22 protein-coding genes and 1 other RNA gene are annotated in these 25,020 nt (G+C 56.0%); 17 read left to right on the top strand and 6 right to left on the bottom strand.

Annotated elements, in window-relative coordinates; genetic code table 11:
• Positions 1–3: 3 nt before the first annotated feature.
• Entirely contained in the window at positions 4–1,980 is a 1,977-nt protein-coding gene (gene speA, locus INF68_RS02735; RefSeq protein ID WP_126785805.1) for a biosynthetic arginine decarboxylase, read from the top strand.
• A gap of 210 nt (positions 1,981–2,190) precedes the next feature.
• Complete coding sequence (gene speB, locus INF68_RS02730; protein WP_014071686.1) at positions 2,191–3,111, top strand: agmatinase; 921 nt, start codon at positions 2,191–2,193, stop codon at positions 3,109–3,111.
• A gap of 52 nt (positions 3,112–3,163) precedes the next feature.
• Here speB and INF68_RS02725 read toward each other — a convergent pair whose 3' ends face one another.
• Together INF68_RS02725 and INF68_RS02720 are read right to left on the bottom strand one after the other, a co-directional pair.
• Positions 3,164–4,432, bottom strand: coding sequence for an OprD family outer membrane porin (locus INF68_RS02725; protein ID WP_126785806.1), 1,269 nt, complete (start codon positions 4,430–4,432; stop codon positions 3,164–3,166).
• 210 nt (positions 4,433–4,642) lie between these two features.
• Positions 4,643–5,401, bottom strand: coding sequence for a M48 family metallopeptidase (locus tag INF68_RS02720; protein ID WP_021242066.1), 759 nt, complete (start codon positions 5,399–5,401; stop codon positions 4,643–4,645).
• Between the two features lie 272 nt (positions 5,402–5,673).
• Here INF68_RS02720 and tkt point away from each other — a divergent pair, with 272 nt between their 5' ends.
• The 7 genes from tkt to INF68_RS02685 all read left to right on the top strand — a co-directional run bounded on the left by tkt (position 5,674) and on the right by INF68_RS02685 (position 14,064).
• Positions 5,674–7,665, top strand: coding sequence for a transketolase (gene tkt / locus INF68_RS02715; RefSeq protein ID WP_023309118.1), 1,992 nt, complete (start codon positions 5,674–5,676; stop codon positions 7,663–7,665).
• Between the two features lie 340 nt (positions 7,666–8,005).
• Positions 8,006–9,025: an erythrose-4-phosphate dehydrogenase gene (epd, locus tag INF68_RS02710; protein ID WP_126785807.1), complete on the top strand. Its 1,020-nt coding sequence runs from the start codon at positions 8,006–8,008 to the stop codon at positions 9,023–9,025.
• 49 nt (positions 9,026–9,074) lie between these two features.
• Positions 9,075–10,238, top strand: coding sequence for a phosphoglycerate kinase (pgk, locus tag INF68_RS02705; protein WP_023333323.1), 1,164 nt, complete (start codon positions 9,075–9,077; stop codon positions 10,236–10,238).
• A gap of 92 nt (positions 10,239–10,330) precedes the next feature.
• On the top strand, positions 10,331–11,410 hold the full coding sequence (gene fbaA, locus INF68_RS02700) for a class II fructose-bisphosphate aldolase (RefSeq protein WP_029739216.1): 1,080 nt from the start codon (positions 10,331–10,333) through the stop codon (positions 11,408–11,410).
• A 186-nt stretch (positions 11,411–11,596) separates the two neighbouring features.
• Positions 11,597–12,451, top strand: a complete 855-nt coding sequence (gene mscS / locus INF68_RS02695; protein WP_024906566.1) for a small-conductance mechanosensitive channel MscS — start codon at positions 11,597–11,599, stop codon at positions 12,449–12,451.
• 145 nt (positions 12,452–12,596) lie between these two features.
• A complete protein-coding gene (gene argO, locus INF68_RS02690; RefSeq protein ID WP_021242063.1) occupies positions 12,597–13,232 on the top strand; it encodes an arginine exporter ArgO in 636 nt (211 codons plus the stop codon).
• Between the two features lie 91 nt (positions 13,233–13,323).
• Positions 13,324–14,064 (top strand): oxidative stress defense protein, encoded by a 741-nt coding sequence (locus INF68_RS02685; RefSeq protein ID WP_126785808.1) that lies wholly within the window; start codon positions 13,324–13,326, stop codon positions 14,062–14,064.
• 48 nt (positions 14,065–14,112) lie between these two features.
• On the opposite strand, the gene argP is transcribed toward INF68_RS02685, so the two are convergent.
• On the bottom strand, positions 14,113–15,006 hold the full coding sequence (gene argP / locus INF68_RS02680) for a DNA-binding transcriptional regulator ArgP (RefSeq protein ID WP_008499727.1): 894 nt from the start codon (positions 15,004–15,006) through the stop codon (positions 14,113–14,115).
• Positions 15,007–15,133: 127 nt separating this feature from the next.
• Here argP and rpiA point away from each other — a divergent pair, with 127 nt between their 5' ends.
• Together rpiA and serA are read left to right on the top strand one after the other, a co-directional pair.
• Positions 15,134–15,793: a ribose-5-phosphate isomerase RpiA gene (gene rpiA, locus INF68_RS02675; protein ID WP_045351717.1), complete on the top strand. Its 660-nt coding sequence runs from the start codon at positions 15,134–15,136 to the stop codon at positions 15,791–15,793.
• A gap of 266 nt (positions 15,794–16,059) precedes the next feature.
• Positions 16,060–17,292, top strand: coding sequence for a phosphoglycerate dehydrogenase (gene serA, locus INF68_RS02670; protein WP_023309113.1), 1,233 nt, complete (start codon positions 16,060–16,062; stop codon positions 17,290–17,292).
• A 109-nt stretch (positions 17,293–17,401) separates the two neighbouring features.
• On the opposite strand, the gene INF68_RS02665 is transcribed toward serA, so the two are convergent.
• The 3 genes from INF68_RS02665 to zapA all read right to left on the bottom strand — a co-directional run bounded on the left by INF68_RS02665 (position 17,402) and on the right by zapA (position 18,577).
• Entirely contained in the window at positions 17,402–17,998 is a 597-nt protein-coding gene (locus INF68_RS02665; RefSeq protein ID WP_032660084.1) for a 5-formyltetrahydrofolate cyclo-ligase, read from the bottom strand.
• Between the two features lie 24 nt (positions 17,999–18,022).
• A non-coding RNA gene (gene ssrS / locus INF68_RS02660) (6S RNA) lies at positions 18,023–18,206 on the bottom strand.
• Positions 18,207–18,247: 41 nt separating this feature from the next.
• Positions 18,248–18,577: a cell division protein ZapA gene (zapA, locus tag INF68_RS02655; RefSeq protein ID WP_006811891.1), complete on the bottom strand. Its 330-nt coding sequence runs from the start codon at positions 18,575–18,577 to the stop codon at positions 18,248–18,250.
• Between the two features lie 168 nt (positions 18,578–18,745).
• Here zapA and INF68_RS02650 point away from each other — a divergent pair, with 168 nt between their 5' ends.
• The 6 genes from INF68_RS02650 to gcvH all read left to right on the top strand — a co-directional run bounded on the left by INF68_RS02650 (position 18,746) and on the right by gcvH (position 24,964).
• Positions 18,746–19,324: a YecA family protein gene (locus INF68_RS02650; RefSeq protein ID WP_023333316.1), complete on the top strand. Its 579-nt coding sequence runs from the start codon at positions 18,746–18,748 to the stop codon at positions 19,322–19,324.
• Positions 19,325–19,355: 31 nt separating this feature from the next.
• Positions 19,356–20,669, top strand: coding sequence for a Xaa-Pro aminopeptidase (gene pepP / locus INF68_RS02645; RefSeq protein ID WP_126785924.1), 1,314 nt, complete (start codon positions 19,356–19,358; stop codon positions 20,667–20,669).
• Positions 20,666–21,844: a 2-octaprenyl-6-methoxyphenyl hydroxylase gene (gene ubiH, locus INF68_RS02640; protein ID WP_126785809.1), complete on the top strand. Its 1,179-nt coding sequence runs from the start codon at positions 20,666–20,668 to the stop codon at positions 21,842–21,844. Before pepP ends, ubiH begins: the two co-directional genes overlap by 4 nt.
• Before the next feature lie 12 nt (positions 21,845–21,856).
• The gene (ubiI, locus tag INF68_RS02635; RefSeq protein ID WP_126785810.1) at positions 21,857–23,059 is read left to right on the top strand and encodes an FAD-dependent 2-octaprenylphenol hydroxylase; all 1,203 of its coding nucleotides are present in this window, start codon (positions 21,857–21,859) and stop codon (positions 23,057–23,059) included.
• 397 nt (positions 23,060–23,456) lie between these two features.
• Positions 23,457–24,551, top strand: coding sequence for a glycine cleavage system aminomethyltransferase GcvT (gene gcvT / locus INF68_RS02630; protein ID WP_126785811.1), 1,095 nt, complete (start codon positions 23,457–23,459; stop codon positions 24,549–24,551).
• A gap of 23 nt (positions 24,552–24,574) precedes the next feature.
• Positions 24,575–24,964 carry a glycine cleavage system protein GcvH gene (gene gcvH, locus INF68_RS02625; RefSeq protein ID WP_008499718.1) on the top strand — a complete coding sequence of 130 codons (390 nt, stop codon included), beginning with the start codon at positions 24,575–24,577 and terminating at the stop codon, positions 24,962–24,964.
• Positions 24,965–25,020 lie beyond the last annotated feature (56 nt).

Below are 25,020 nucleotides of genomic sequence, written 5' to 3'. Positions count from 1 at the left end.
GCTATGTCTGACGACATGTCTTCTTTTTCGCCTTCGTCAGCGGGCGAACAGGGTGTACTACGTTCTATGCAGGAGGTTGCGATGAGCTCCGAGGAAGCCAGCAAGATGCTGCGCACTTACAATATTGCCTGGTGGGGCAATAACTACTACGACGTTAACGAACTGGGCCACATCAGCGTCTGCCCGGATCCGGACGTCCCTGAAGCGCGCGTGGATCTCGCGAAACTGGTGAAATCCCGTGAGGCTCAGGGCCAGCGTTTGCCTGCACTGTTCTGCTTCCCGCAGATCCTGCAACATCGCCTGCGTTCTATTAACGCCGCCTTCAAGCGCGCGCGTGAGTCCTACGGCTATAAAGGCGACTACTTCCTGGTTTACCCAATCAAGGTAAACCAGCACCGCCGCGTGATTGAATCCCTGATCCACTCCGGCGAGCCGCTGGGCCTGGAAGCAGGCTCCAAAGCGGAGCTGATGGCGGTTCTGGCGCATGCGGGCATGACCCGTTCAGTGATCGTCTGTAACGGCTATAAAGACCGTGAATACATTCGTCTGGCGCTGATTGGCGAAAAGATGGGCCACAAGGTCTATCTGGTCATCGAAAAGATGACCGAAATCGCCATCGTGCTGGAAGAGGCCGAACGTCTGAACGTGGTGCCGCGCCTTGGCGTGCGTGCGCGTCTGGCGTCACAAGGTTCCGGTAAATGGCAGTCCTCCGGCGGCGAGAAATCCAAGTTCGGCCTGGCGGCAAACCAGGTGCTGCAGCTGGTGGAAATCCTGCGCGAGCGCGGTCGTCTGGACAGCATTCAGCTGCTGCACTTCCACCTCGGCTCGCAGATGGCCAATATTCGCGACATCGCCACCGGCGTGCGTGAATCCGCGCGTTTCTACGTTGAGCTGCACAAGCTCGGCGTGAATATTCAGTGCTTCGACGTGGGCGGCGGCCTCGGCGTGGACTATGAAGGGACCCGCTCGCAGTCTGACTGCTCGGTGAACTACGGCCTGAACGAATACGCGAACAACATCATCTGGGCGATCGGCGATGCCTGTGAAGAGAATGGCCTGCCGCACCCAACTGTGATCACCGAATCCGGTCGCGCGGTGACCGCGCACCATACGGTGCTGGTTTCTAACATCATCGGCGTTGAGCGTAGCGAAATCTCAGAGGCAACGCCTCCGGCAGACGATGCCCCGCGTTCCCTGCAAAGCATGTGGGAAACCTGGCAGGAGATGCACGAGCCGGGCACGCGTCGTTCCCTGCGCGAATGGCTGCACGACAGCCAGATGGACCTGCACGATATTCACGTGGGTTATTCTTCAGGCACCTTCAGCCTGCAGGAGCGCGCGTGGGCGGAGCAGCTCTACCTGAACATGTGCCATGAAGTGCAGAAACAGCTCGACCCGAGCAACCGTGCGCACCGTCCGATTATCGACGAGCTGCAGGAGCGTATGGCGGATAAGATTTACGTCAACTTCTCGCTGTTCCAGTCGATGCCGGATGCCTGGGGTATCGACCAGCTGTTCCCGGTTCTGCCGCTGGAAGGGCTGAATCACGCGCCGGAACGCCGTGCGGTGCTGCTGGACATCACCTGTGACTCCGACGGTGCCATCGACCACTACGTCGACGGTGACGGTATCGCAACGACGATGCCAATGCCTGAGTACGACCCGGAGAACCCGCCGATGCTGGGCTTCTTCATGGTCGGCGCGTATCAGGAGATCCTTGGCAACATGCACAACCTGTTCGGTGATACCGAAGCGGTGGACGTATTCGTGTTCCCTGACGGCAATGTAGAAATCGAGCTGTCCGATGAAGGGGACACCGTGGCGGACATGCTGGAATACGTTCAGCTGGATCCGAAAAAACTGCTCACTCAGTTCCGCGACCAGGTCAAAAATACCGGGCTGGACGATGCGCTCCAGCAGCAGTTCCTGGAAGAGTTTGAAGCGGGTCTGTACGGGTATACCTACCTGGAAGACGAGTAGGAAAACCTCCCTCTCCCTGTGGGAGAGGGGCGGGGTGAGGGCATCAGACCGCACAATGCCCTATACTCACTTGAACCCGTATGCATTACCGGCGATAATTCGCCCCAATAAGCGATTTACGAATCAATCCCTTCCTCGTCGGGTTTAACGACGCGGAGGGGATTTTTTTTCATCTGTTTTTAATGTATCGACTTTAAAAGAGGTCAGGACATGAGCACTTTAGGTCATCAGTACGATAACTCTCTGGTATCTAACGCGTTTGGTTTTTTACGCCTTCCGATGAACTTCCAGCCGTACGACAGCGACGCTGACTGGGTGATCACCGGCGTGCCGTTCGATATGGCAACATCTGGCCGCGCGGGTGGTCGTCACGGCCCGGCAGCTATCCGTCAGGTTTCCACTAACCTGGCCTGGGAGCATAACCGCTTCCCGTGGAACTTCGACATGCGCGAGCGCCTGAACGTGGTGGACTGCGGTGACCTGGTGTACGCCTTCGGCGACGCGCGTGAGATGAGCGAGAAGCTGCAGGCGCACGCCGAGAAGCTGCTGGCTGCCGGTAAGCGCATGCTCTCCTTCGGCGGCGACCACTTCGTGACCCTGCCGCTGCTGCGCGCCCATGCGAAGCACTTTGGTAAAATGGCGCTGGTGCACTTCGATGCACATACCGACACCTACGCGAACGGATGCGAGTTTGACCACGGCACCATGTTCTTCACCGCGCCGAACGAAGGTCTGATCGACCCGAACCACTCCGTGCAGATCGGTATTCGCACCGAGTTCGACAAAGACAACGGTTTCACCGTGCTGGATGCGGGCCAGGTCAACGATCGCGGCGTCGACGACATCATCGCTCAGGTGAAGCAGATCGTGGGTGATATGCCCGTGTATCTGACCTTCGACATCGACTGTCTGGATCCGGCATTTGCTCCGGGCACCGGTACGCCGGTCATCGGCGGTTTGACCTCAGATCGTGCCATCAAGCTGGTGCGCGGCCTGAAGGATCTGAACATTGTCGGGATGGACGTGGTGGAAGTGGCGCCTGCATACGACCAGTCCGAGATCACCGCGCTGGCCGCAGCGACTCTGGCGCTGGAAATGCTCTACATTCAGGCAGCCAAAAAAGGCGAATAAGCCTCGCCTTGCGTGAAAAAAAACCTCTCTACTGAGAGGTTTTTTATTGCCTTTAGAAAACGTTAAACGGGTATTCCACGTAAGCGCGGATCTCGTCCCCGCCCACGTTGTACTCGCTGGCGTTGCTGGAGACGCGCAGGACGGAGTAGCGCAGTTTCAGCTTCAGATCCTTCGCCGGACCATCCTGCACCTGGTACTGGATCTGGTTAAACCACTCGTGCTCTTTGCCGTTGCTGGTTTCAGAGGTTTTAATATTATTCCCACGCACGTAGGCAGTGGTCCAGCTCAGGCCCGGTAAGCCAAGGCCGGCAAAGTCCAGACCGTAGGATGCCTGCCAGGAACGCTCATCTTCGCCGTTAAAATCAGACCAGTAGGAGTTCGCCAGCCAGATGGTGTTACCGCCGTCACCCACGCCGCCCTTGTCGCGATAGCCGCCGTAGTTGTAGCCGGTGCTGCCGCTGCTCTGCTGGTAAGCCACTTTGAACGTGTGAATATCCCAGATGTAGCTTGCCGCCAGGCTCCAGATGGTGTTGCTGCGGCCGGTGTTGAGGCTGTCCGCGTAGCCCTGGTCCAGACGGGAGTTATAACCGTTGAAGTCGAGTACCAGCTGCTGCCCGGTGCTGAACGGTTGTTTGAAGTTCATGCCCAGGTACTGCTTGTTCATTACCTCTTCATTATGAGAGGCGTACAGCGCGCCGCTGAACTGGTCGTTAAACTGATAGCTCGCGCCGCCGAAGGAGAGGCTCTTCAGCCCGCTGTCGTGGCGGTCATCGCTTTTACGCTGCTCGTCGGTGAAGTAACCAGCGTTGACTTCCAGACCGTCGATCTCTTTTGAGGTCAACATGGTGCCGGTATAGCTTTCAAACAGCAGGCGAGAGCTGTCGGCATTAATGATAGGCAGCTCTGGACGCTGATTTCCGTAGCTCAGCACGGTGTTTGATATACGCATTTTGGCGGTGGCGCCAAACTTTGCCAGATCGGATTTTGCCCGGCCATCCTCTTCCTGTTTAAAGAAGTCGATGCCGCCTGCGCCGCTTTTGCCACGGCCGCCGTCCAGGCGCACACCGTATTGAGCAATACCGTCCACACCAAAGCCCACCAGCCCTTCGGTATAGCCGGATGCAAACGTGGCGATGATCCCCTGACCCCATTCGGCTTTGTCCTGCTGGCCCTGATGGTAGTCGCGGCTGATATACGCATTGCGTAAAAACAGGTCCAGATGGCTGTCGTCAATAAAACCCTGGCTGTCGGATTGCTGGCTAGCAGCGGCAGGTAATGCGGCAAATAAGCTTAACGCAATTAATGATAATTCTTTTTTCACGGAGGGAACGTCTCTGTCTGGATATATTAATTTAAATAACTGCGGGGGTGATAATTACCGGAAAAAGTGACCTTTGCAATAATTATGTGACCAGACATTTCAATGCGATAGGGCAGATTTGGCGGGGCTTTTAGAGGTGTTATCGATACGTGCTGTTAAGTTAACAATTCATGCGAAATAAAAAGGAGGCAAAATTGCCTCCTTCTGAAATTATTTAATTCCGTCTGCGGCCATACGGTCGCGAATATGCTGTGCGCGCTCTTCTGAGGCCGGGTGATCGTCAAACATGGAGCTTTGGCGTCCCGCTTCAAGCTTGGCCAGCTTTTCGAAGCTGGTGGCTAAACCTGATGGGTTAATGCCGCGTTTGCGCAACAGATCGTAGGAGTAGTCATCCGCCTCGGACTCCTGACGCTGTGAGAACTGAGAGTTAACCAGCTTTTCACCCACGTCCCCAAGCTGTGACTGCGACAGGCTGCCAACGATACCGCCCGCAGAGGCCGCCGCTGCGCGGATGGCATTGGTGCCCAGGGCAACCTGCATCCCTTTCTTCACATGGCCCAGGGCAACGTGGCCCATTTCGTGGCCGATCACCGCTTCCACTTCGTTGTCGGTCATCATGTCCATCAGCCCGCTATAGACGCGGATACAGCCGTTCGCCATCGCGAAGGCGTTCACGTCTTTCGCCATGTACACCTTGTAGTTCACCGGCTGGCCGTTGATGTTGTCGCCCAGCGCGGAAGCAATCTTATTCAGACGCTGCGTGTAGGTACTGTTAGCCGGCGCAAGCGTGGCTTTTCCGTCCATATCTTTACAGGCCTGGTCGCTCAGCGCTTTCACCTGCGCATCGCTCAGGGAATAGGCCTGAAAGGCCTCTGCGCCTGACGTCATCAGACCGTTAGAATCCATATTCTGACAGCCGCTCAGCAGGAGCGTTGTACCCAGGGCCAGCACTATTGCACGCATTTTCATGAGGTTGCTTCCGTACTCGTTAAACTGAATAAAATCCGAAAAGGGCACCGTCAGCGAAGCCGGTGTCGGGCTAAGTATAAGGAATATCTGCAGGGCCGGGCGAGCAGATTGCGCAACATGCGAGCATGATCCAGAGATTTCTTAACAAGCAAAAGAATGCTCCATGTACATGACTTGCGGCTTGGGTTACATTGTTGGCACTTTTTTCCGGCGTAGCCCAAAACGCGCTGTCGTCAAGGGCATGGCCTTTAACAGTCCGATCTGGAGTTAAAATGTCCTCACGTAAAGAGCTTGCTAATGCTATTCGTGCGCTGAGCATGGACGCAGTACAGAAAGCCAAATCCGGCCACCCAGGGGCTCCTATGGGTATGGCTGATATCGCCGAAGTCCTGTGGCGTGATTTCCTGAACCACAACCCGCAGAACCCGTCATGGGCTGACCGCGACCGCTTTGTGCTGTCCAACGGCCACGGCTCAATGCTGATCTATAGCCTGCTGCACCTCACCGGCTACGATCTGCCTATCGAAGAGCTGAAAAACTTCCGTCAGCTGCACTCTAAAACTCCAGGTCACCCGGAAGTGGGTTACACCGCTGGCGTAGAAACCACCACCGGCCCGCTGGGTCAGGGTATTGCTAACGCTGTGGGTATGGCGATTGCTGAGAAGACGCTGGCGGCGCAGTTCAACCGTCCTGGTCACGACATTGTTGACCACTTCACCTACGCGTTCATGGGCGACGGCTGCATGATGGAAGGCATTTCTCACGAAGTGTGCTCCCTGGCAGGTACCCTGAAGCTGGGCAAACTGGTTGCGTTCTATGACGACAACGGTATCTCCATCGACGGTCACGTTGAAGGCTGGTTCACCGACGACACGGCAGCACGTTTCGAAGCCTACGGCTGGCACGTAGTGCGTGGCGTTGATGGTCACGATGCTGACTCGATTAAACGTGCAGTGGAAGAAGCGCGCGCGGTGACGGACAAACCGTCCCTGCTGATGTGCAAAACCATCATCGGCTTCGGCTCCCCGAACAAAGCGGGTACTCACGACTCCCACGGCGCGCCATTGGGTGATGCGGAAATCGCACTGACCCGCGAAGCGCTGGGCTGGAAACACCCTGCATTCGAAATCCCATCTGAGATCTACGCTCAGTGGGATGCAAAAGAAGTAGGCCAGGCGAAAGAAGCGGCCTGGAACGAGAAATTCGCTGCCTATGCGAAAGCGTTCCCGCAGGAAGCGGCTGAATTCACCCGTCGTATGAAAGGTGAAATGCCGTCTGACTTCGACGCGAAAGCGAACGAATTCATCGCTAAGCTGCAGGCGAACCCGTCTAAAATCGCGAGCCGTAAAGCGTCTCAGAATGCGATTGAAGCGTTCGGCCCATGGCTTCCAGAATTCCTGGGCGGCTCCGCTGACCTGGCGCCATCTAACCTGACCCTGTGGTCTGGTTCTAAGCCAATCAACGAAGATACTGCCGGTAACTACATCCATTACGGTGTACGTGAATTCGGTATGACCGCGATTGCCAACGGTATCTCCCTGCACGGCGGTTTCCTGCCGTACACCTCTACCTTCCTGATGTTCGTTGAATACGCACGTAACGCCGTGCGTATGGCCGCGCTGATGAAACAGCGTCAGGTGATGGTCTACACCCACGACTCCATCGGTCTGGGCGAAGATGGTCCAACTCACCAGCCGGTAGAGCAGGTGGCTTCCCTGCGCGTGACCCCGAACATGAGCACATGGCGTCCATGTGACCAGGTGGAATCCGCGGTGGCGTGGAAATACGGCGTTGAGCGTCAGGACGGTCCAACCGCGCTGATCCTCTCCCGTCAGAACCTGGCACAGCAGGAGCGTACGCCAGAGCAGCTGGCGAACATCGCTCGCGGTGGTTACGTGCTGAAAGATTGCGCGGGCCAGCCGGAGCTGATCTTCATCGCCACTGGTTCTGAAGTTGAACTGGCGGTTGCAGCGTGGGAAAAACTGACTGCCGAAGGCGTGAAAGCGCGCGTGGTCTCCATGCCGTCTACCGACGCGTTCGACAAGCAGGATGCCGCTTACCGTGAATCCGTGCTGCCTAAAGCGGTTTCCGCGCGTGTGGCAGTGGAAGCGGGTATCGCTGACTACTGGTTCAAATACGTGGGCCTGAACGGCGCTATCGTCGGTATGACCACCTTCGGTGAGTCTGCCCCTGCAGAACAGCTGTTCGAAGAGTTCGGCTTCACCGTTGAGAACGTTGTCGCGAAAGCGAAAGAACTGCTGTAATTGTTTGTACGGTGCGGGCTGATGCCCTCACCCGAGCCCTCTCCCACGGGAGAGGGTGCAAACACTAAAAAACGGTAACCTCTCGGTTACCGTTTTGCTTTTACCTTGCCGGCATTATTCCACCTAAAATGTGACGCAAGTCATATAGCTCGCTTATTCATCTGGACAGACATTCCTTTTATTCCCCGATTCGCTTATTCTTGCTGAAGCGTTTCAGTCGATTAAATGTTCGACAATTGACCAATCAATCGCAGTTTGTGACAGCAAGGATTCCCCTTCGGGCGTAGCTGGATTACTCTTTCAGCCACCTCAAACTCAGGGATTGCTTTGCAGGAGATCTATGACCGTACGCGTAGCGATTAATGGCTTCGGTCGCATCGGACGTAATGTGGTTCGTGCTTTATATGAATCCGGACGTCGGGCGGAAATAACCGTGGTGGCAATCAATGAACTGGCGGATGCTACGGGCATGGCGCATTTGTTGAAATATGACACCAGCCACGGGCGCTTTGCCTGGGACGTACGCCAGGAAAGAGATCGACTTTTTGTTGGTGACGACGCTATTCGCGTGCTGCATGAGAACAGCATCTCAGGGCTACCCTGGCGTGAATTGGGTGTGGATGTGGTGCTTGACTGTACCGGCGTGTACGGTAACCGCGAACATGGCGAAGCGCATCTTGCTGCAGGCGCGAAAAAAGTCCTCTTTTCTCATCCCGGAAGTAACGACCTCGACGCGACCGTCGTGTTTGGCGTCAACCAGCATGAGCTGCAGGCCGAACACCGCATTGTTTCCAACGCCTCCTGTACCACTAACTGCATTATTCCGGTCATCAAACTGTTAGACGATGCGTATGGCATTGAATCCGGCACCGTGACCACGATTCACTCCGCCATGCACGATCAGCAGGTTATCGACGCCTACCATCCGGATTTACGACGCACTCGCGCAGCGAGCCAGTCAATCATTCCGGTGGACACGAAACTGGCGGCAGGGATCACCCGAATTTTTCCGCAGTTTAATGACCGATTTGAAGCGATTGCCGTGCGTGTTCCGACGATTAACGTCACCGCAATCGATCTTAGCGTGACGGTGAAAAAACCGGTAAAAGCCTATGAAGTCAACCTGTTGCTGCAAAAAGCGGCACAGGGGGCATTTCATGGTATAGTTGACTATACGGAATTACCGTTGGTCTCAGTAGATTTTAACCACGACCCGCACAGCGCCATCGTCGATGGCACGCAAACGAGAGTCAGTGGCGCACACCTTATCAAGACGCTGGTCTGGTGTGATAACGAATGGGGCTTTGCTAACCGAATGCTCGACACCACGTTAGCAATGGCCGCTCAAGGTTTCAGGTAAGACGCATTGTGCGTCTGCAAAACTTTAAGAATCAACGAGAGGATTCACCATGTCTGTAATTAAGATGACCGATCTGGATCTGGCTGGTAAACGCGTTTTCATCCGTGCCGATCTGAACGTGCCGGTTAAAGATGGCAAAGTGACCAGCGACGCGCGTATCCGTGCATCACTGCCAACCATCGAACTGGCTCTGAAGCAGGGCGCGAAAGTGATGGTCACCTCCCACCTGGGTCGTCCAACTGAAGGCGAGTACAACGAAGAGTTCTCTCTGCTGCCAGTGGTTAATTACCTGAAAGACAAACTGTCCAACCCGGTTCGCCTGGTTAAAGATTACCTGGACGGCGTTGAAGTGGCAGCCGGTGAACTGGTTGTTCTGGAAAACGTTCGCTTCAACAAAGGCGAAAAGAAAGACGACGAAACTCTGTCCAAAAAATACGCTGCACTGTGCGACGTATTCGTGATGGATGCATTCGGTACGGCTCACCGTGCTCAGGCGTCAACTCACGGTATCGGTAAATTCGCAGACGTAGCGTGTGCCGGTCCTCTGCTGGCTGACGAACTGGAAGCGCTGGGTAAAGCACTGAAAGAACCTGCTCGTCCAATGGTGGCTATCGTTGGTGGTTCTAAAGTTTCTACCAAACTGACCGTTCTGGATTCCCTGTCTAAAATCGCTGACCAGCTGATCGTTGGCGGTGGTATCGCGAACACCTTCGTTGCCGCTCAGGGCCACAACGTGGGTAAATCCCTGTACGAAGCAGACCTGGTTGACGAAGCCAAACGCCTGCTGAGCACCTGCGATATCCCGGTTCCAACTGACGTTCGCGTAGCGACCGAGTTCTCCGAAACCGCAACCGCGACCCTGAAATCTGTTAACGACATCAAAGATGAAGAGCAGATTCTGGACCTGGGCGACGTTTCTGCACAGAAACTGGCTGAAATCCTCAAAAACGCAAAAACTATCCTGTGGAACGGTCCTGTTGGCGTGTTCGAATTCCCGAACTTCCGCAAAGGTACTGAAATCGTTGCTAACGCTATCGCAGACAGCGAAGCGTTCTCTATCGCAGGCGGTGGTGACACCCTGGCAGCAATCGACCTGTTCGGTATCGCTGACAAGATCTCCTACATCTCCACTGGTGGCGGCGCATTCCTCGAATTCGTGGAAGGCAAAGTACTGCCAGCAGTAGCAATGCTCGAAGAGCGCGCTAAGAAGTAAGCCATTCAAGGGCAGGGAAACCTGCCCAATTTTCAGCGCGCTTTTAAGAGCTCGCACCTTTTCTAACGGCCGAAGATACAGGACTAAGCAACATGTCTAAAATTTTTGATTTCGTAAAACCTGGCGTTATCACTGGTGATGACGTACAGAAAGTGTTCCAGGTAGCTAAAGAAAACAACTTCGCTCTGCCAGCAGTTAACTGCGTGGGTACCGACTCCATCAACGCCGTACTGGAAACTGCCGCTAAAGTTAAAGCGCCAGTTATCGTTCAGTTCTCTAACGGCGGCGCTGCGTTCATCGCAGGTAAAGGCGTGAAGACTGACATTCCTCAGGGTGCTGCAATCCTGGGCGCTATCTCTGGTGCGCACCACGTACACCAGATGGCTGAACACTACGGTGTTCCAGTTATCCTGCACACTGACCACTGCGCGAAGAAACTGCTGCCGTGGATCGACGGTCTGCTGGACGCGGGTGAAAAACACTTCGCGGCTACCGGTAAGCCACTGTTCTCTTCTCACATGATCGACCTGTCTGAAGAGTCACTGCACGAAAACATCGAAATCTGCTCTAAATACCTGGCGCGCATGGCCAAAATGGGCATGACCCTGGAAATCGAACTGGGTTGCACCGGTGGCGAAGAAGACGGCGTGGACAACAGCCACATGGACGCTTCTGCACTGTACACCCAGCCAGAAGACGTTGATTACGCTTACACCGAGCTGAGCAAAATCAGCCCACGCTTCACCATCGCAGCGTCCTTCGGTAACGTACACGGCGTTTACAAACCAGGTAACGTGGTTCTGACCCCGACTATCCTGCGTGATTCTCAGGAATACGTTTCTAAGAAACACAACCTGCCGCACAACAGCCTGAACTTCGTCTTCCACGGCGGTTCCGGTTCTTCTGCTCAGGAAATCAAAGACTCCGTAAGCTACGGCGTAGTGAAAATGAACATCGATACCGACACCCAGTGGGCAACATGGGACGGTATTCTGCAGTACTACAAAACCAACGAAGCTTACCTGCAGGGTCAGCTGGGCAACCCGAAAGGCGAAGACCAGCCGAACAAGAAATACTACGATCCACGCGTATGGCTGCGCGCTGCCCAGACTTCTATGATTACTCGTCTGGAGCAGGCATTCAAAGAACTGAACGCGGTAGACGTTCTGTAATTTGAGCTGCTAACAGCATCAGAAGGCCCGCAAATGCGGGCCTTTTTTTATGCTTTTTCAATACCCTGTCAGGCCGGTTTTTGTGATCTGTTTGGCAATACTTGCGCTTTTTGTTTACCCTTTACGGACCTGCCTGTCTCCATGGGGGATGGATTTTGTGTTTTGGTTTAACAAAAGGAAGAATAAATGGAACAACTCGATGTTGTAGACAGCATCAACAACGCCGGTAACTGGCTGGTGCGCAACCAGGCGCTGCTGCTGAGCTATGCCGTGAACATCGTCGCGGCGATTGCCATCATCATCGTCGGGATGATCGTGGCGCGTATCGTATCGAACGCGGTTAACCGCGTAATGCTGGCCCGTCACATTGACGCCACGGTGGCTGACTTCCTCTCCGCACTGGTGCGCTACGGCATTATCGCCTTTACGCTGATTGCGGCGCTGGGCCGTGTGGGCGTGCAGACTGCCTCCGTCATTGCCGTTCTCGGTGCCGCCGGTCTGGCTATTGGTCTGGCGCTGCAGGGCTCGCTGTCAAACCTGGCGGCAGGCGTTCTGCTGGTCACCTTCCGTCCGTTCCGCTCCGGCGAATACGTTGACCTTGGCGGCATTGCCGGGACCGTGCTGCAGGTGCAGATTTTCTCAACGACCATGCGTACTGTCGATGGCCGCATCGTGGTCGTGCCGAACGGGAAAATCATCGCGGGCAACATCATTAACTTCTCCCGTGAACCGGTGCGTCGTAACGAACTGATTATCAGCGTGGCGTACGACTCCGACATCGATCAGGTGAAGTCGCTGATTAGCAACATCATCGCCTCAGACGATCGCATTCTGAAAGATAAAGAGCAGACGGTTCGCCTGAACGAGCTGGGCGCGTCCTCCATTAACTTCGTGGTGCGTATCTGGAGCAAAAGCAGCGATCTGCAAAACGTGTACTGGGACGTGCTGGAACGCATTAAGCGCGACTTCGATGCCAACGGCATCAGCTTCCCGTACCCTCAGATGGATGTAAACGTCAAAAAAGTCAAAGAAGCCGAATAACTTCTCCCGCGGGCCCGGTAAGCGCTAGCGCCACCGGGCTTTATTTTTATAAGCGCTGCTAATCCCCAATTAATATTATCAATTTCCTCTAATGTAATTCGCGCAGTATAGTCTCCTTCCAGAACAACACTGTGAGAATTTCGTCATGTTATCTTATTATTTTCAAGGGCTTGCCTTGGGCGCGGCCATGATCCTTCCCCTTGGCCCGCAAAATGCATTCGTGATGAACCAGGGCATCCGCCGCCAGTATCATCTGATGATTGCCCTGCTGTGCGCGGTAAGCGATTTACTGCTGATCTGTGCCGGAATTTTTGGCGGCAGCGCATTGCTCATGCAGTCACCGTGGCTGCTGGCGCTGGTCACCTGGGGCGGCGTGGCGTTTCTGCTCTGGTACGGTTTTGGTGCCCTGAAAACCGCGATGAGCAGCAACCTCGAACTGGCGAGCGCGGAAGTCATGAAGCAGGGCCGCTGGAAGATTATCGTCACCATGCTGGCGGTCACCTGGCTTAATCCGCATGTTTATCTGGACACCTTCGTGGTGCTGGGCAGCCTGGGCGGGCAGTTGGACGTTGAGCCGAAACGCTGGTTTGCGCTGGGTACGGTTAGCGCCTCTTTCCTCTGGTTCTTCGGTCTCGCCATTCTGGCTGCATGGCTGGCTCCTCGTCTGCGTACGGCCAAAGCCCAGCGCATCATTAATACGCTGGTGGGGCTGGTGATGTGGTTTATTGCCTTTCAGCTGGCAAAAGAGGGAATTCACCACGTTCAGGAATTGTTCAACTAATCCTTGTCTTATGGACAACTGAACAAGACCCGCTAAGCTTGCTGGCATGCGCCCTGTTAATGGGCACTCTTCGCAACATGGAGGAATAACAGTGAAGTTTAAGGTGATGGCCCTGGCGGCATTAGTAAGTTTTGGTGCGGTGTCGGTGCAGGCAAGTGAACTGCCGGATGGCCCGCACATCGTCACTTCAGGCACCGCAAGCGTGGACGCGGTACCCGATGTCGCAACGCTGGCAATTGAAGTCAATGTGTCTGCGAAAGATGCGGCATCTGCCAAGAAGCAGGCTGACGATCGTGTTGCGCAATACCTCTCTTTCCTTGAGCAGAACGGTGTCGGTAAAAAAGATATCAACTCCGCGAACCTGCGTACTCAGCCCGATTATGACTACCAGAATGGTAAAAGTATCCTGAAAGGCTACCGAGCCGTGCGTACCGTCGAAGTGACTGTGCGTCAGCTGGATAAGCTTAACTCGCTGCTGGATGGCGCGCTGAAGGCGGGACTGAATGAAATTCGGTCCGTGTCGCTGGGCGTTGCGCAACCGGAAAAACACAAAGACGAAGCGCGTAAAGCGGCAATTGATGATGCCATTCACCAGGCGGAACAGCTGGCTTCTGGCTTTAAGAGCAAGCTCGGCCCGGTTTACAGCGTGCGTTACCACGTCTCTAACTACCAGCCAAGCCCGATGGTACGGATGATGAAGGCTGATGCAGCCCCGGTGTCTGCTCAGGAAACATATGAGCAGCCAACCATTCAGTTTGACGATCAGGTGGATGTGGTATTCCAACTGGAGCCAACTCAAACTCAGCAAACTGAGGCGGCTAAGGCGCAGTAATTTGCCCTCACCCTAACCCTCTCCCGCAGGGAGAGGGAATTCAAGCGATTAATCCTGTCTCAACACCTTGTGCCCGTACGCCAGCAGCGCGTCGGTGACGTTGCGCATCATGCGGCTTTCCGGCGCAAAACGGTGCCAGTAGAGCATCCGGCGCTGATACAGCCCCGGCGTCAGGTCAATCAGCTCACCGCTTTTCAACTCTTTCTCAATCTGCAGATGCGGGATCATGCAGCAGGTGGTGCCCTGACGCGCAAGCTGCACAAAGGCTTCAGACGAGTTGACGATATGGCACGGTACGCTGCCCGGCGGCAGATCGAAGTTTTGCTGCAGGAACGCCTGATGCATATCGTCCAGATGGTCGAACGCCACGGCAGGGGCTTTCAGCAGCGCGGCGCGGGTGACGCCGTTCGGGAAGTAGCGCTCGGCAAAGGCTTTTGACCCCACAAACAGGTAGTCCAGCGCGCCCAGCTGATCGACAAGACAGCTTGGCAAGGCCTGAGGCTGGATACTGACCGCCCCAACCACTTCACCGCGACGCAGGCGTTCCTGGGTACGGGTTTCATCCTCAACCTGTAAATTCAGGCGGATAGGGGAGTCCGCTAATACCGGCGCAAGGGCCGGCAGCAGCCAGGTTGCCAGGCTGTCGGCGTTGACCGCCAGAGAGAGCAGCAGCGGCGTAGAGCCCGTTTGTTCGTCACCCAGCCACTCATCTTCCAGCAGTTCAACCTGGCGCAGCAGGGCGAGAAGCTTTTGCCCTTGCTCGGTTGGACGTGGCGGCACGGTACGCACCAGCAGCGGCTGGCCGAACATGTTTTCAAGCTGTTTGATACGCTGTGATACGGCGGACTGGGTGATGCAAAGCTTTTGCGCCGCGCGCTCAAAACCGCGTTCACGAATAACTGCATCAAGTGCCTGTAGTGTTCTGTAGTCCGGACGTTTCATTGCTCTGGCTGGCTCCTTAATTTTGCTTATTCTGCACTATGACACAATTTTCCCTTCGTGGCAGACGAATTCCATTCGACGTGTTCTATAATGCGCCCTGAGTTTTCACACCACAGGCAAAACGATCATGACGCAGGATGAACTGAAAAAAGCAGTAGGATGGGCCGCTCTCCAGTACGTGCAGCCGGGTACCATTGTCGGTGTCGGTACGGGATCAACCGCGGCACACTTTATCGATGCGCTGGGCACGATGAAGGGGCAAATCGAGGGCGCGGTTTCCAGCTCTGATGCTTCCACGGAAAAGCTGAAAAGCCTCGGCATTACCGTTTTCGATCTCAACGAAGTGGATCGTCTGGGGATTTACGTTGATGGTGCGGATGAGATCAACGGCCACATGCAGATGATCAAAGGCGGCGGCGCGGCGCTGACGCGTGAGAAGATCATCGCCTCCGTTGCGGACAAGTTTATCTGCATCGCGGACGCCTCCAAGCAGGTCGACATTCTGGGTAATTTCCCGCTGCCGGTCGAAGTGATCCCAATGGCCCGTAGCGCGGTTGCTCGTCAGCTGGTGAAGCTGGGCGGTCGTCCGGAATATCGTCAGGGCGTAGTCACCGATAACGGTAACGTGATCCTCGACGTGCACGGTCTGGAAATTCTCGACGCGATTGCGCTGGAAAATGCCATCAACGGCATTCCAGGCGTAGTGACCGTAGGGCTATTCGCCAACCGTGGCGCGGACGTGGCGCTGATCGGCACCGCTGAAGGCGTGAAAACCATAGTAAAATGATCTGACGGGGGGAGTCCTCCCCCCGCTAAAATTTTTTTGAAAAGCTAAATTCGGTGACTTGTGTCACGTTTTTCCGCCTCTTTTGCCGATCCTGCCGCGTTTGTAAATTTCCATAGCATTTTCCTCTGACATTTTGCTCTGTATGACTTTTCTTCAGAGTGCTGACGCAAACGTTCATATTGCTGCAATAGTTTTTTTTGATATGTTGGCTACAGCGGATTCATATCCAGCACAACATCAGTTCAGACAAAAACAGGGTCGGGTAAATGGCAAAGGTATCACTGGAGAAAGACAAGATTAAATTCCTGCTGGTCGAGGGCGTGCATCAAAAAGCAATCGATAGCCTTCGTGCGGCAGGTTACACCAACATCGAATTTCACAAAGGCGCGCTCGACACCGAAGAGCTGAAAGCGTCCATCCGTGATGCCCACTTCATTGGCCTGCGATCCCGTACTCACCTGACTGAAGAGGTTATTGCCGCTGCGGAAAAGCTGGTGGCTATCGGCTGCTTCTGCATCGGTACCAACCAGGTTGACCTGAATGCTGCCGCCAAACGCGGTATTCCCGTCTTCAACGCCCCGTTTTCCAACACCCGTTCCGTGGCGGAGCTGGTGATCGGCGAACTGCTGCTGCTGCTGCGCGGCATTCCTGAAGCGAACGCCAAGGCGCACCGCGGCGTGTGGAACAAGCTGGCGTCCGGCTCATATGAAGCGCGTGGTAAAAAACTGGGGATTATCGGCTACGGCCACATCGGTACTCAGCTCGGTATTCTGGCGGAATCCCTGGGCATGCACGTGTTTTTCTACGATATAGAAAGCAAGCTGCCGCTGGGCAATGCGACCCAGGTTCAACACCTGTCTGACCTGCTGAACATGAGCGACGTGGTGAGCCTGCACGTGCCGGAAAATGCGTCCACCAAAAACATGATGGGCGCGGAAGAGCTGGCGCTGATGAAGCCGGGCTCGCTGCTGATTAACGCCGCGCGCGGCACGGTTGTCGATATCCCGGCCCTGGCGGATGCGCTGAAGCGTAAGCACCTGGCGGGCGCGGCCATCGACGTCTTCCCGACGGAGCCAGCGACCAACAGCGATCCGTTTACCTCTCCGCTGTGCGAGTTCGACAACGTGATCCTGACGCCACACATCGGCGGCTCTACCCAGGAAGCGCAGGAGAATATCGGTCTGGAAGTGGCGGGTAAGCTGAGCAAATATTCCGACAACGGTTCTACGCTCTCTGCCGTGAACTTCCCGGAAGTATCTCTGCCGCTGCACGGTGGTCGTCGTCTGCTGCACATCCACGAGAACCGTCCTGGCGTGCTGACCGCGATCAACCAGATCTTTGCCGAGCAGGGCGTCAACATTGCCGCGCAGTATCTGCAGACGAACTCGCAGATGGGCTACGTGGTTATTGATATCGAAGCGGATGACGATGTGGCCGAAAAAGCGCTGCAGAGCATGAAGGCGATTCAGGGAACGATTCGCGCGCGTCTGCTGTACTAATTGTGGCGAGGTAAATGCAAAACGGTAACGATAGTTACCGTTTTTTTATGTTTTCACCCTCTCCCTGTGGGAGAGGGCTGGGGTGAGGGCATCAGGCCGCACGTTTGATTCACCATTCCCACAACTTCGACGGCGTCACCACCGCCGGCAACGGCACATCCCACTTCTCCACCGGCAACGCCTCCACGCCCTGACAATCATGGGCATAGCCCACCGGCTGCAACCCGTACTGCTGCCAGTTTTGCAGCGTTCGGTCATAAAAACCGCCGCCCATCCCTAAACGCTGGCCCTGTTCATCAAACGCCACCAGCGGCGTAATCAGCACATCCAGCTGTGACAGCGGGAGCACGTCGCGCACGTCGAGTTTCGGTTCGGTGATTTTCAGGCGATTTACCACCAGTTCGCTGTGCGGATGGTAGTGCAGAAAAAGCAAATTACCTTCGCTGAACGGGTGCAGCACCGGCAGATAGACCTTCTTCCCGGCGCGCCAGAGCTGTTCTATCAGCGGTTGGGTATCCAGCTCTCCATCAAATGACAGAAACAGCGCAACGGTGTGCGCCATCACGACAGGGGGATACGCCATCATACGGGCGGCGGCCTGCTGGGCAAAATGCGCTTGCTGATCGGCGGTTAACGCACGGCGGCGCTGACGAATTAACTGACGGATGTCCTGGCGTGAAGCAGAAACTTCAGGGAATTGGGTCATGGTAGTCGGTAGAAGAAAAGAGAGGGAATCTCCGAGATGCCGCCGCAGGCTGTAACCCTTGAACCCTTGGTTCAAGGTGAATGTGTCGTCATAGTTTTAAGGCTTCTCGGACGGACCGAGCATGCTCACCAACCATGGAGCGCCACATTCTTGTGGTATGAAATATCGGCTCAGGGGACTGGCCCGCTTGCGAACATCTCAGAGAAATTTTGTCTTCACAGTTACTCTACCATAGTCAACTGAGAAGTGTTATTCAAACTTTGGTCCCGGTCTTTCGGGATTGCGACCTTGATCAAGCAATGCCTGTTCTATGGTCTGCTGGAGCATTTTAATGCGCTGCTCCATGCTTGCCGCGTAGTCGCGGGTCTTCGCTTTTTCCTGAGTCAGTTCATAGCTGATGTTCAACGCGGCGATGAAAACCAGCTGCTCAGTATTTGTGACTCTAGTGCGTTCTTTTAGATCTTGCAACCGCTGATTCAAATCGTCCGCTGCCTGATTCAAAGCATCCCTTTGTTCAGGCGGACAATTCACTCGCAGTGAACGGCCAAAAATCTGGAGATCGACGGGTTGTGCAGACATGCCACCTTCCTGCTGATTGACTGCGCTGCCTTCGCTTACTGCCCCGGGGGCTGCGAAGGGGCGACACTATAGCTACCCTGATGTGAAGATACAAGCCCTTTTCTGGTATCACCAGGGTCCAAAGTGGTAGCATATCATGAAACTTCCCCCCTTTGATGACGAATGCTCATGTCTATACAGAACGAAATGCCTGGTTACAAGGATTTAAACCAGTTACTGAACCAGCAGGGAATCGGTTTAACCCCTGCCGAAATGCACGGTCTGATCAGTGGCATGCTGTGCGGCGGAAACAGCGACAGCTCATGGCAGCCGCTGATCCACGACCTCACGAATGAAGGGCTGGCGTTTGGTCACGAGCTGGCGGAAGCGCTGCGTAAAATGCACGCTGCAACCAGCGATTCGCTGGAAGACGATGGCTTCCTTTTTCAGCTTTATCTGCCTGAAGGCGACGACGTCAGCGTGTTCGATCGCGCCGATGCGCTGGCCGGCTGGGTAAACCACTATCTGCTGGGGCTGGGCGTGACGCAGCCTAAACTGGATAAAGTGACCGGCGAAGCGGGTGAGGCGATCGACGACCTGCGTAACATCGCCCAGCTCGGCTACGATGAAGACGAAGACCAGGAAGAGCTGGAAATGTCTCTTGAAGAGATTATCGAGTACGTGCGCGTGGCGGCTCTGCTGTGCCACGACAACTTCACGCGCTCTCAGCCGACCGCGCCGGAAGTCCGCAAGCCAACCTTACATTAAGAAAAATAACGCACAGGAGGGTGTCATGGTTATGTCGAGTCAAGAGTATTCGCGCCGCCGTCAGGCGCTGCTGGCAACAATGCAGCCGGGCAGCGCCGCGCTGATTTTTGCTGCGCCCGAAGTCACGCGCAGCGCCGACAGCGAATATCCCTATCGCCAGAGCAGCGATTTCTGGTACTTCACCGGCTTTAACGAGCCGGAAGCGGTGCTGGTGCTGATTAAGAGCAATGACACCCACAACCACAGCGTGATTTTCAACCGCGTGCGCGATCTGACAGCCGAAATCTGGTTTGGCCGCCGCTTAGGCCAGGAGGCCGCACCGGCGAAGCTGGGCGTTGACCGCGCGCTGGCGTTTAGCGAAATCAACCAGCAGCTCTATCAGCTGCTTAACGGCCTCGACGTGCTCTATCACGCGCAGGGCGAATATGCCTACGCCGATGAGATTGTTTTCACCGCGCTGGATAAGCTGCGCAAAGGCTCGCGCCAGAATCTGTCCGCGCCGGCCACGCTGACGGACTGGCGTCCGGTGGTGCATGAAATGCGCCTGTTCAAGTCAGAAGAAGAACTAAATTTGATGCGTCGTGCGGGCGAAATAAGCGCCCTGGCGCACACCCGCGCCATAGAAAAGTGCCGTCCCGGGATGTTCGAATACCAGCTGGAAGGCGAAATTCATCACGAATTTAACCGCCACGGCGCGCGTTATCCCTCTTACAACACCATTGTTGGCGGCGGAGAAAACGGCTGCATTCTGCACTACACCGAAAACGAAAGCGCGCTGCGCGACGGCGATCTGGTGCTGATTGACGCCGGCTGCGAATACCAGGGCTACGCGGGGGACATCACTCGTACTTTCCCGGTGAACGGGAAATTCTCACCGGCACAGCGCGCCATTTACGACATTGTCCTGGAATCGCTTGAGACGGCGATCAGGCTGTATCGTCCCGGTACCTCCATGCAGGAAGTGACCGGCGAAGTGGTGCGCATCATGATTACCGGCCTGGTCAGGCTCGGGATCCTGAAAGGAGAGGTCGACACCCTGATCGCTGAAAATGCGCATCGACCGTATTTCATGCACGGCCTGAGCCACTGGCTGGGGCTGGATGTACATGACGTTGGCGCGTACGGCACGGACCGCTCGCGCGTGCTGGAGCCGGGCATGGTGTTAACCGTGGAGCCAGGCCTGTATATCGCGCCGGATGCCGACGTGCCTGAGGAGTACCGCGGGATTGGCATTCGTATTGAAGATGACATCGTCATTACCGAAACCGGTAACGAAAACCTGACCGCGAGCGTCGTGAAAAACGCTGACGATATCGAGGCGCTGATGGCAGCGGCACGCGCATGAGCGTGATTATCGTTGGCGGCGGCATGACCGGGGCCACGCTGGCGCTGGCCATTTCGCATTTGACGCAGGGGCAGCTTGCGGTGCACCTGGTGGAAGCCGTTGCGCCGCAGGCAAAGAATCATCCCGGTTTTGATTCCCGCGCCATTGCCCTGGCGCAGGGTACCTGTCAGCAACTGTCCCGCATTGGCATCTGGCAGGCCATCGCCGATTGCGCGACGGCAATTAAAACCGTTCACGTAAGCGATCGCGGCCATGCTGGCTTTGTCACGCTGGACGCGCAGGATTACCGCATTGACGCGCTGGGTCAGGTTGTTGAGCTGCACGACGTCGGATTGCGTCTGTTCCGCCTGCTCCAGGATGCGCCGGGCGTCACGCTGCATTGTCCGGCGCGCGTGGCCGGCGTGAGCCGCAGCGAGGAGTCGGTCAGCGTAACGCTGGAAAACGGCACCGAGCTTGAAGGCCAGCTTCTGGTCGCCGCGGACGGCTCGCGCTCATCGCTCGGCGCCCAGTGTGGCGTGGAGTGGCGTCAGCAGCCTTACGGGCAGGTTGCGGTCATTGCCAACGTCTCTACCGCAGCTGAACACCGCGGCAGGGCGTTTGAACGCTTTACGCAGCATGGCCCGCTGGCGATGCTGCCGATGTCGGACGGGCGCTGTTCGCTTGTCTGGTGTCATCCGCAGGATAAGGCCGAAGAGGTTAAAGCCTGGTCCGACGAACGTTTTTGTACCGAGCTGCAGAAAGCCTTTGGCTGGCGGCTGGGGCGTATTACCCATGCGGGGAAACGTGCGGTCTATCCGCTGTCGTTAACCACCGCATCGCAATCTGTTTCTCACCGCGTGGCGCTGGTCGGCAACGCCGCGCAGACATTACATCCGATTGCCGGACAAGGGTTCAACCTTGGCCTACGTGATGTCATGAGCCTGGCGGAAACCCTTGCTCAGGCATGGGGTGAGCAAAAAGACTGTGGCGCTTATTCGGTGCTAAGCCATTACCAGAAGCGACGTCAGGCCGATAAAGAGGCGACAATCGGCGTTACCGACGGCTTAGTCCATCTCTTTGCCAATCGCTGGGCGCCGCTGGTAGCAGGTCGCAACCTCGGGCTGATGGCGATGGAATTATTCATTCCGGCACGTGACGTGCTGGCGCAGCGGACTCTTGGTTGGGTCGCGCGTTAAGGAGTTATCACCGTGCAAAATGTTGATGTCGCCATCGTTGGCGGCGGTATGGTCGGACTGGCGCTGGCCTGCGGTTTACAGGGCAGCGGCCTGCGCGTGGCGGTGCTGGAGCAAAAGCAGCCTCAGCCCGTTGCGCCAGATGCTCCGCCGGATCTCCGCGTCTCGGCGATCAATGCCGCCAGCGAGAAATTGCTGACGCACCTTGGCGTCTGGGCAGATATTGTGGCGCAGCGCGCCAGCTGCTATCACGGCATGGAAGTGTGGGATAAAGACAGCTTTGGTCATATTGCTTTTGATGATGAAAGCATGGGCTATAGCCATCTGGGCCATATCATCGAAAACGCGGTGATCCACCACGCGCTGTGGCAGAAAGCACAGCAGTGCAGTGACGTGACCCTGATTGCGCCTGCGCAGGTCCAGCAGGTGGCGTGGGGTGAAAACGAGGCGTTTATCACCTTACAGAGCGGCGACATGCTGACCGCGCGTCTGGTGGTCGGTGCTGACGGTGCGAACTCCTGGCTGCGTAATAAAGCCGACATCCCGCTTACCTTCTGGGACTATCGTCATCACGCGCTGGTCGCGACGATCCGTACCGAAGAGCCGCACGGCGGCGTGGCGCGCCAGATTTTCCACAACGACGGCATTCTGGCATTCCTGCCGCTTGCCGATCCGCACCTGTGCTCGATTGTCTGGTCCCTGGTGCCGGAGAAAGCCCAGCAGATGCACGAGGCGACGCCGGAGGCCTTTAACCAGGCGCTGTGCATGGCGTTTGATAACCGCCTTGGCCTGTGCACCCTTGAAAGCGAGCGGCAGGTGTTCCCGTTAACCGGCCGCTACGCGCGTCAGTTTGCGGCGCACCGTCTGGCACTGGTCGGTGATGCGGCGCATACCATTCATCCGCTGGCCGGGCAGGGCGTCAACCTTGGCTTTATGGACGCGGCGGAGCTGGTTGAGGAACTGCGTCGCCTGCACCGCGAAGGCAAAGATATCGGCCAGCATCTCTACCTGCGTCGCTACGAGCGTAGCCGCAAGCACAGTGCGGCGATGATGCTGGCGGGCATGCAGGGCTTCCGCGAGCTGTTTGCCGGCGCGAATCCGGCGAAAAAACTGCTGCGCGATATTGGTCTTAAACTGGCTGATACGCTTCCTGGCGTCAAACCTCAACTTCTTCGCCAGGCGATGGGTCTTAACGATCTTCCCGACTGGTTACGCTAATCTCGATCCCCGTCACACTTTATTTTCCCGGCCTCTGCGCCGGGGAAATTCCCTCGTTTGAAATATTCTAATTTCACGTCATTTTTCGCATTAGAAAATCTAATCTACGAGATTTTATGTTACGGAAAATCGGCCCGTTTTTCCGCACGAAATATCACCATGTGCTAAATCCTGTTAGAACATTGTTAATTTTGTGCGGGGTTAATCGCATTTTTCCAGTGAATAACTCTGTAGGCTTTTTAGCGTTTTTTGGTCATAAGCTAATGTGATGACCCGTTTTACCTTATGGTTAACCGCCGGTTTCGGTGGTAAGTTCGGGTAAAAGAGAACGTTTGCGTCGGCGCCAGGTCACGGGGCCGACACCGGGTTTCACGGTGAATTTTTCAACGAGGACAAGATGGCTCAACAGACTCCTTTGTACGAACAACACGTGTTATGCGGCGCCCGCATGGTGGACTTCCATGGCTGGATGATGCCGCTGCACTACGGCTCGCAGATTGATGAGCACCACGCGGTGCGCACCGATGCCGGTATGTTCGACGTGTCCCACATGACGATTGTCGATCTGCACGGTAGCCGCACCCGGGAGTTTTTGCGTTATCTGCTGGCAAATGACGTCGCCAAACTGAAGACGCCGGGTAAAGCGCTCTATACCGGCATGCTGAATGCCTCGGGCGGCGTGATTGATGACCTTATCGTCTATTACTTCACTGAAGATTTCTTCCGCCTCGTTGTCAACTCCGCCACCCGCGAAAAAGACCTCTCCTGGATCACCCAACACGCCGAACCTTATGCCATCGACATCACCGTCCGTGACGATCTGTCGCTGATCGCCGTACAGGGGCCGAACGCGCAGGCGAAAGCCGCGTCTCTGTTTAACGACGAGCAGCGCAAAGCAACCGAAGGCATGAAGCCGTTCTTCGGCGTGCAGGCGGGCGATCTGTTTATCGCCACCACCGGCTACACCGGTGAAGCGGGCTACGAAATTGCGATGCCGAACGAGAAGGCCGCTGATTTCTGGCGCGCGCTGGTGGAAGCGGGCGTGAAGCCTGCGGGTCTGGGCGCGCGCGATACGCTGCGTCTGGAAGCGGGAATGAACCTCTACGGTCAGGAGATGGATGAAGGCGTCTCTCCGCTGGCCGCCAACATGGGCTGGACCATCGCATGGGAACCGGCTGACCGTGACTTTATTGGCCGTGAAGCGCTGGAGCTGCAGCGCGAGAAGGGCACTGAACAGCTGGTGGGGCTGGTGATGACCGAGAAGGGCGTGCTGCGCGGTGAACTGCCGGTGCGCTTCACCGATGCCGACGGCAATCCTCGCGAAGGCGTGATCACCAGCGGTACCTTCTCCCCGACGCTGGGCTACAGTATTGCACTGGCACGCGTGCCGGCGGGCATTGGCGAAACGGCGGTGGTGCAAATCCGCAACCGCGAAATGCCGGTCAACGTGACCAAACCGATTTTTGTTCGCGCCGGTAAGCCGGTCGCCTAATCATTTTTATCAGGAGAACTTCAATGAGCAATGTGCCAGCAGAACTGAAATACAGCAAAGAACACGAGTGGCTGCGCAAAGAGGCGGACGGCACTTACACCGTAGGGATCACCGAGCACGCGCAAGAGCTGCTGGGCGACATGGTGTTTGTTGACCTGCCTGACGTGGGCACGACCGTTAGCGCGGGCGACGACTGCGCCGTGGCGGAGTCCGTAAAAGCGGCTTCTGATATCTACGCTCCAGTAAGCGGCGAAATCGTTGCCGTCAACGACGCGCTGAGCGATTCGCCAGAGCTGGTGAACAGCGAGCCTTATGAAGGCGGCTGGATCTTCAAGATCAAAGCCAGCGACGAATCTCAGGTTGCCGCGCTGCTGGATGCGACCGCGTACGAAGCACTGTTAGAAGACGAGTAATCGTTTATCCCCCTCTCCTTTCGGGAGAGGGCAGGGGCGAGGGTGCCCATCTTCCC

Source organism: Enterobacter cloacae complex sp. P16RS2 (assembly GCF_014982155.1).
Classification (GTDB): domain Bacteria; phylum Pseudomonadota; class Gammaproteobacteria; order Enterobacterales; family Enterobacteriaceae; genus Enterobacter; species Enterobacter cloacae_M.
Note: the sequence above shows the minus strand (reverse complement) of the source record. Positions and strands in the feature narration are given on the sequence as shown.

Bases quoted from the DNA above. Each gene is read 5' to 3' on its own strand.
- gcvT (WP_126785811.1), top strand. From the start codon at position 23,457: ATGGCTCAACAGACTCCTTTGTACGAACAACACGTGTTATGCGGCGCC.
- INF68_RS02650 (WP_023333316.1), top strand. From the start codon at position 18,746: ATGTCTATACAGAACGAAATGCCTGGTTACAAGGATTTAAACCAGTTA.
- tkt (WP_023309118.1), top strand. From the start codon at position 5,674: ATGTCCTCACGTAAAGAGCTTGCTAATGCTATTCGTGCGCTGAGCATG.
- gcvH (WP_008499718.1), top strand. From the start codon at position 24,575: ATGAGCAATGTGCCAGCAGAACTGAAATACAGCAAAGAACACGAGTGG.
- epd (WP_126785807.1), top strand. From the start codon at position 8,006: ATGACCGTACGCGTAGCGATTAATGGCTTCGGTCGCATCGGACGTAAT.
- INF68_RS02720 (WP_021242066.1), bottom strand. From the start codon at position 5,401: ATGAAAATGCGTGCAATAGTGCTGGCCCTGGGTACAACGCTCCTGCTG.
- zapA (WP_006811891.1), bottom strand. From the start codon at position 18,577: ATGTCTGCACAACCCGTCGATCTCCAGATTTTTGGCCGTTCACTGCGA.
- fbaA (WP_029739216.1), top strand. From the start codon at position 10,331: ATGTCTAAAATTTTTGATTTCGTAAAACCTGGCGTTATCACTGGTGAT.
- INF68_RS02665 (WP_032660084.1), bottom strand. From the start codon at position 17,998: ATGACCCAATTCCCTGAAGTTTCTGCTTCACGCCAGGACATCCGTCAG.
- argP (WP_008499727.1), bottom strand. From the start codon at position 15,006: ATGAAACGTCCGGACTACAGAACACTACAGGCACTTGATGCAGTTATT.
- ubiH (WP_126785809.1), top strand. From the start codon at position 20,666: ATGAGCGTGATTATCGTTGGCGGCGGCATGACCGGGGCCACGCTGGCG.
- mscS (WP_024906566.1), top strand. From the start codon at position 11,597: ATGGAACAACTCGATGTTGTAGACAGCATCAACAACGCCGGTAACTGG.
- speA (WP_126785805.1), top strand. From the start codon at position 4: ATGTCTGACGACATGTCTTCTTTTTCGCCTTCGTCAGCGGGCGAACAG.
- rpiA (WP_045351717.1), top strand. From the start codon at position 15,134: ATGACGCAGGATGAACTGAAAAAAGCAGTAGGATGGGCCGCTCTCCAG.
- speB (WP_014071686.1), top strand. From the start codon at position 2,191: ATGAGCACTTTAGGTCATCAGTACGATAACTCTCTGGTATCTAACGCG.
- pgk (WP_023333323.1), top strand. From the start codon at position 9,075: ATGTCTGTAATTAAGATGACCGATCTGGATCTGGCTGGTAAACGCGTT.
- pepP (WP_126785924.1), top strand. From the start codon at position 19,356: ATGTCGAGTCAAGAGTATTCGCGCCGCCGTCAGGCGCTGCTGGCAACA.
- argO (WP_021242063.1), top strand. From the start codon at position 12,597: ATGTTATCTTATTATTTTCAAGGGCTTGCCTTGGGCGCGGCCATGATC.
- serA (WP_023309113.1), top strand. From the start codon at position 16,060: ATGGCAAAGGTATCACTGGAGAAAGACAAGATTAAATTCCTGCTGGTC.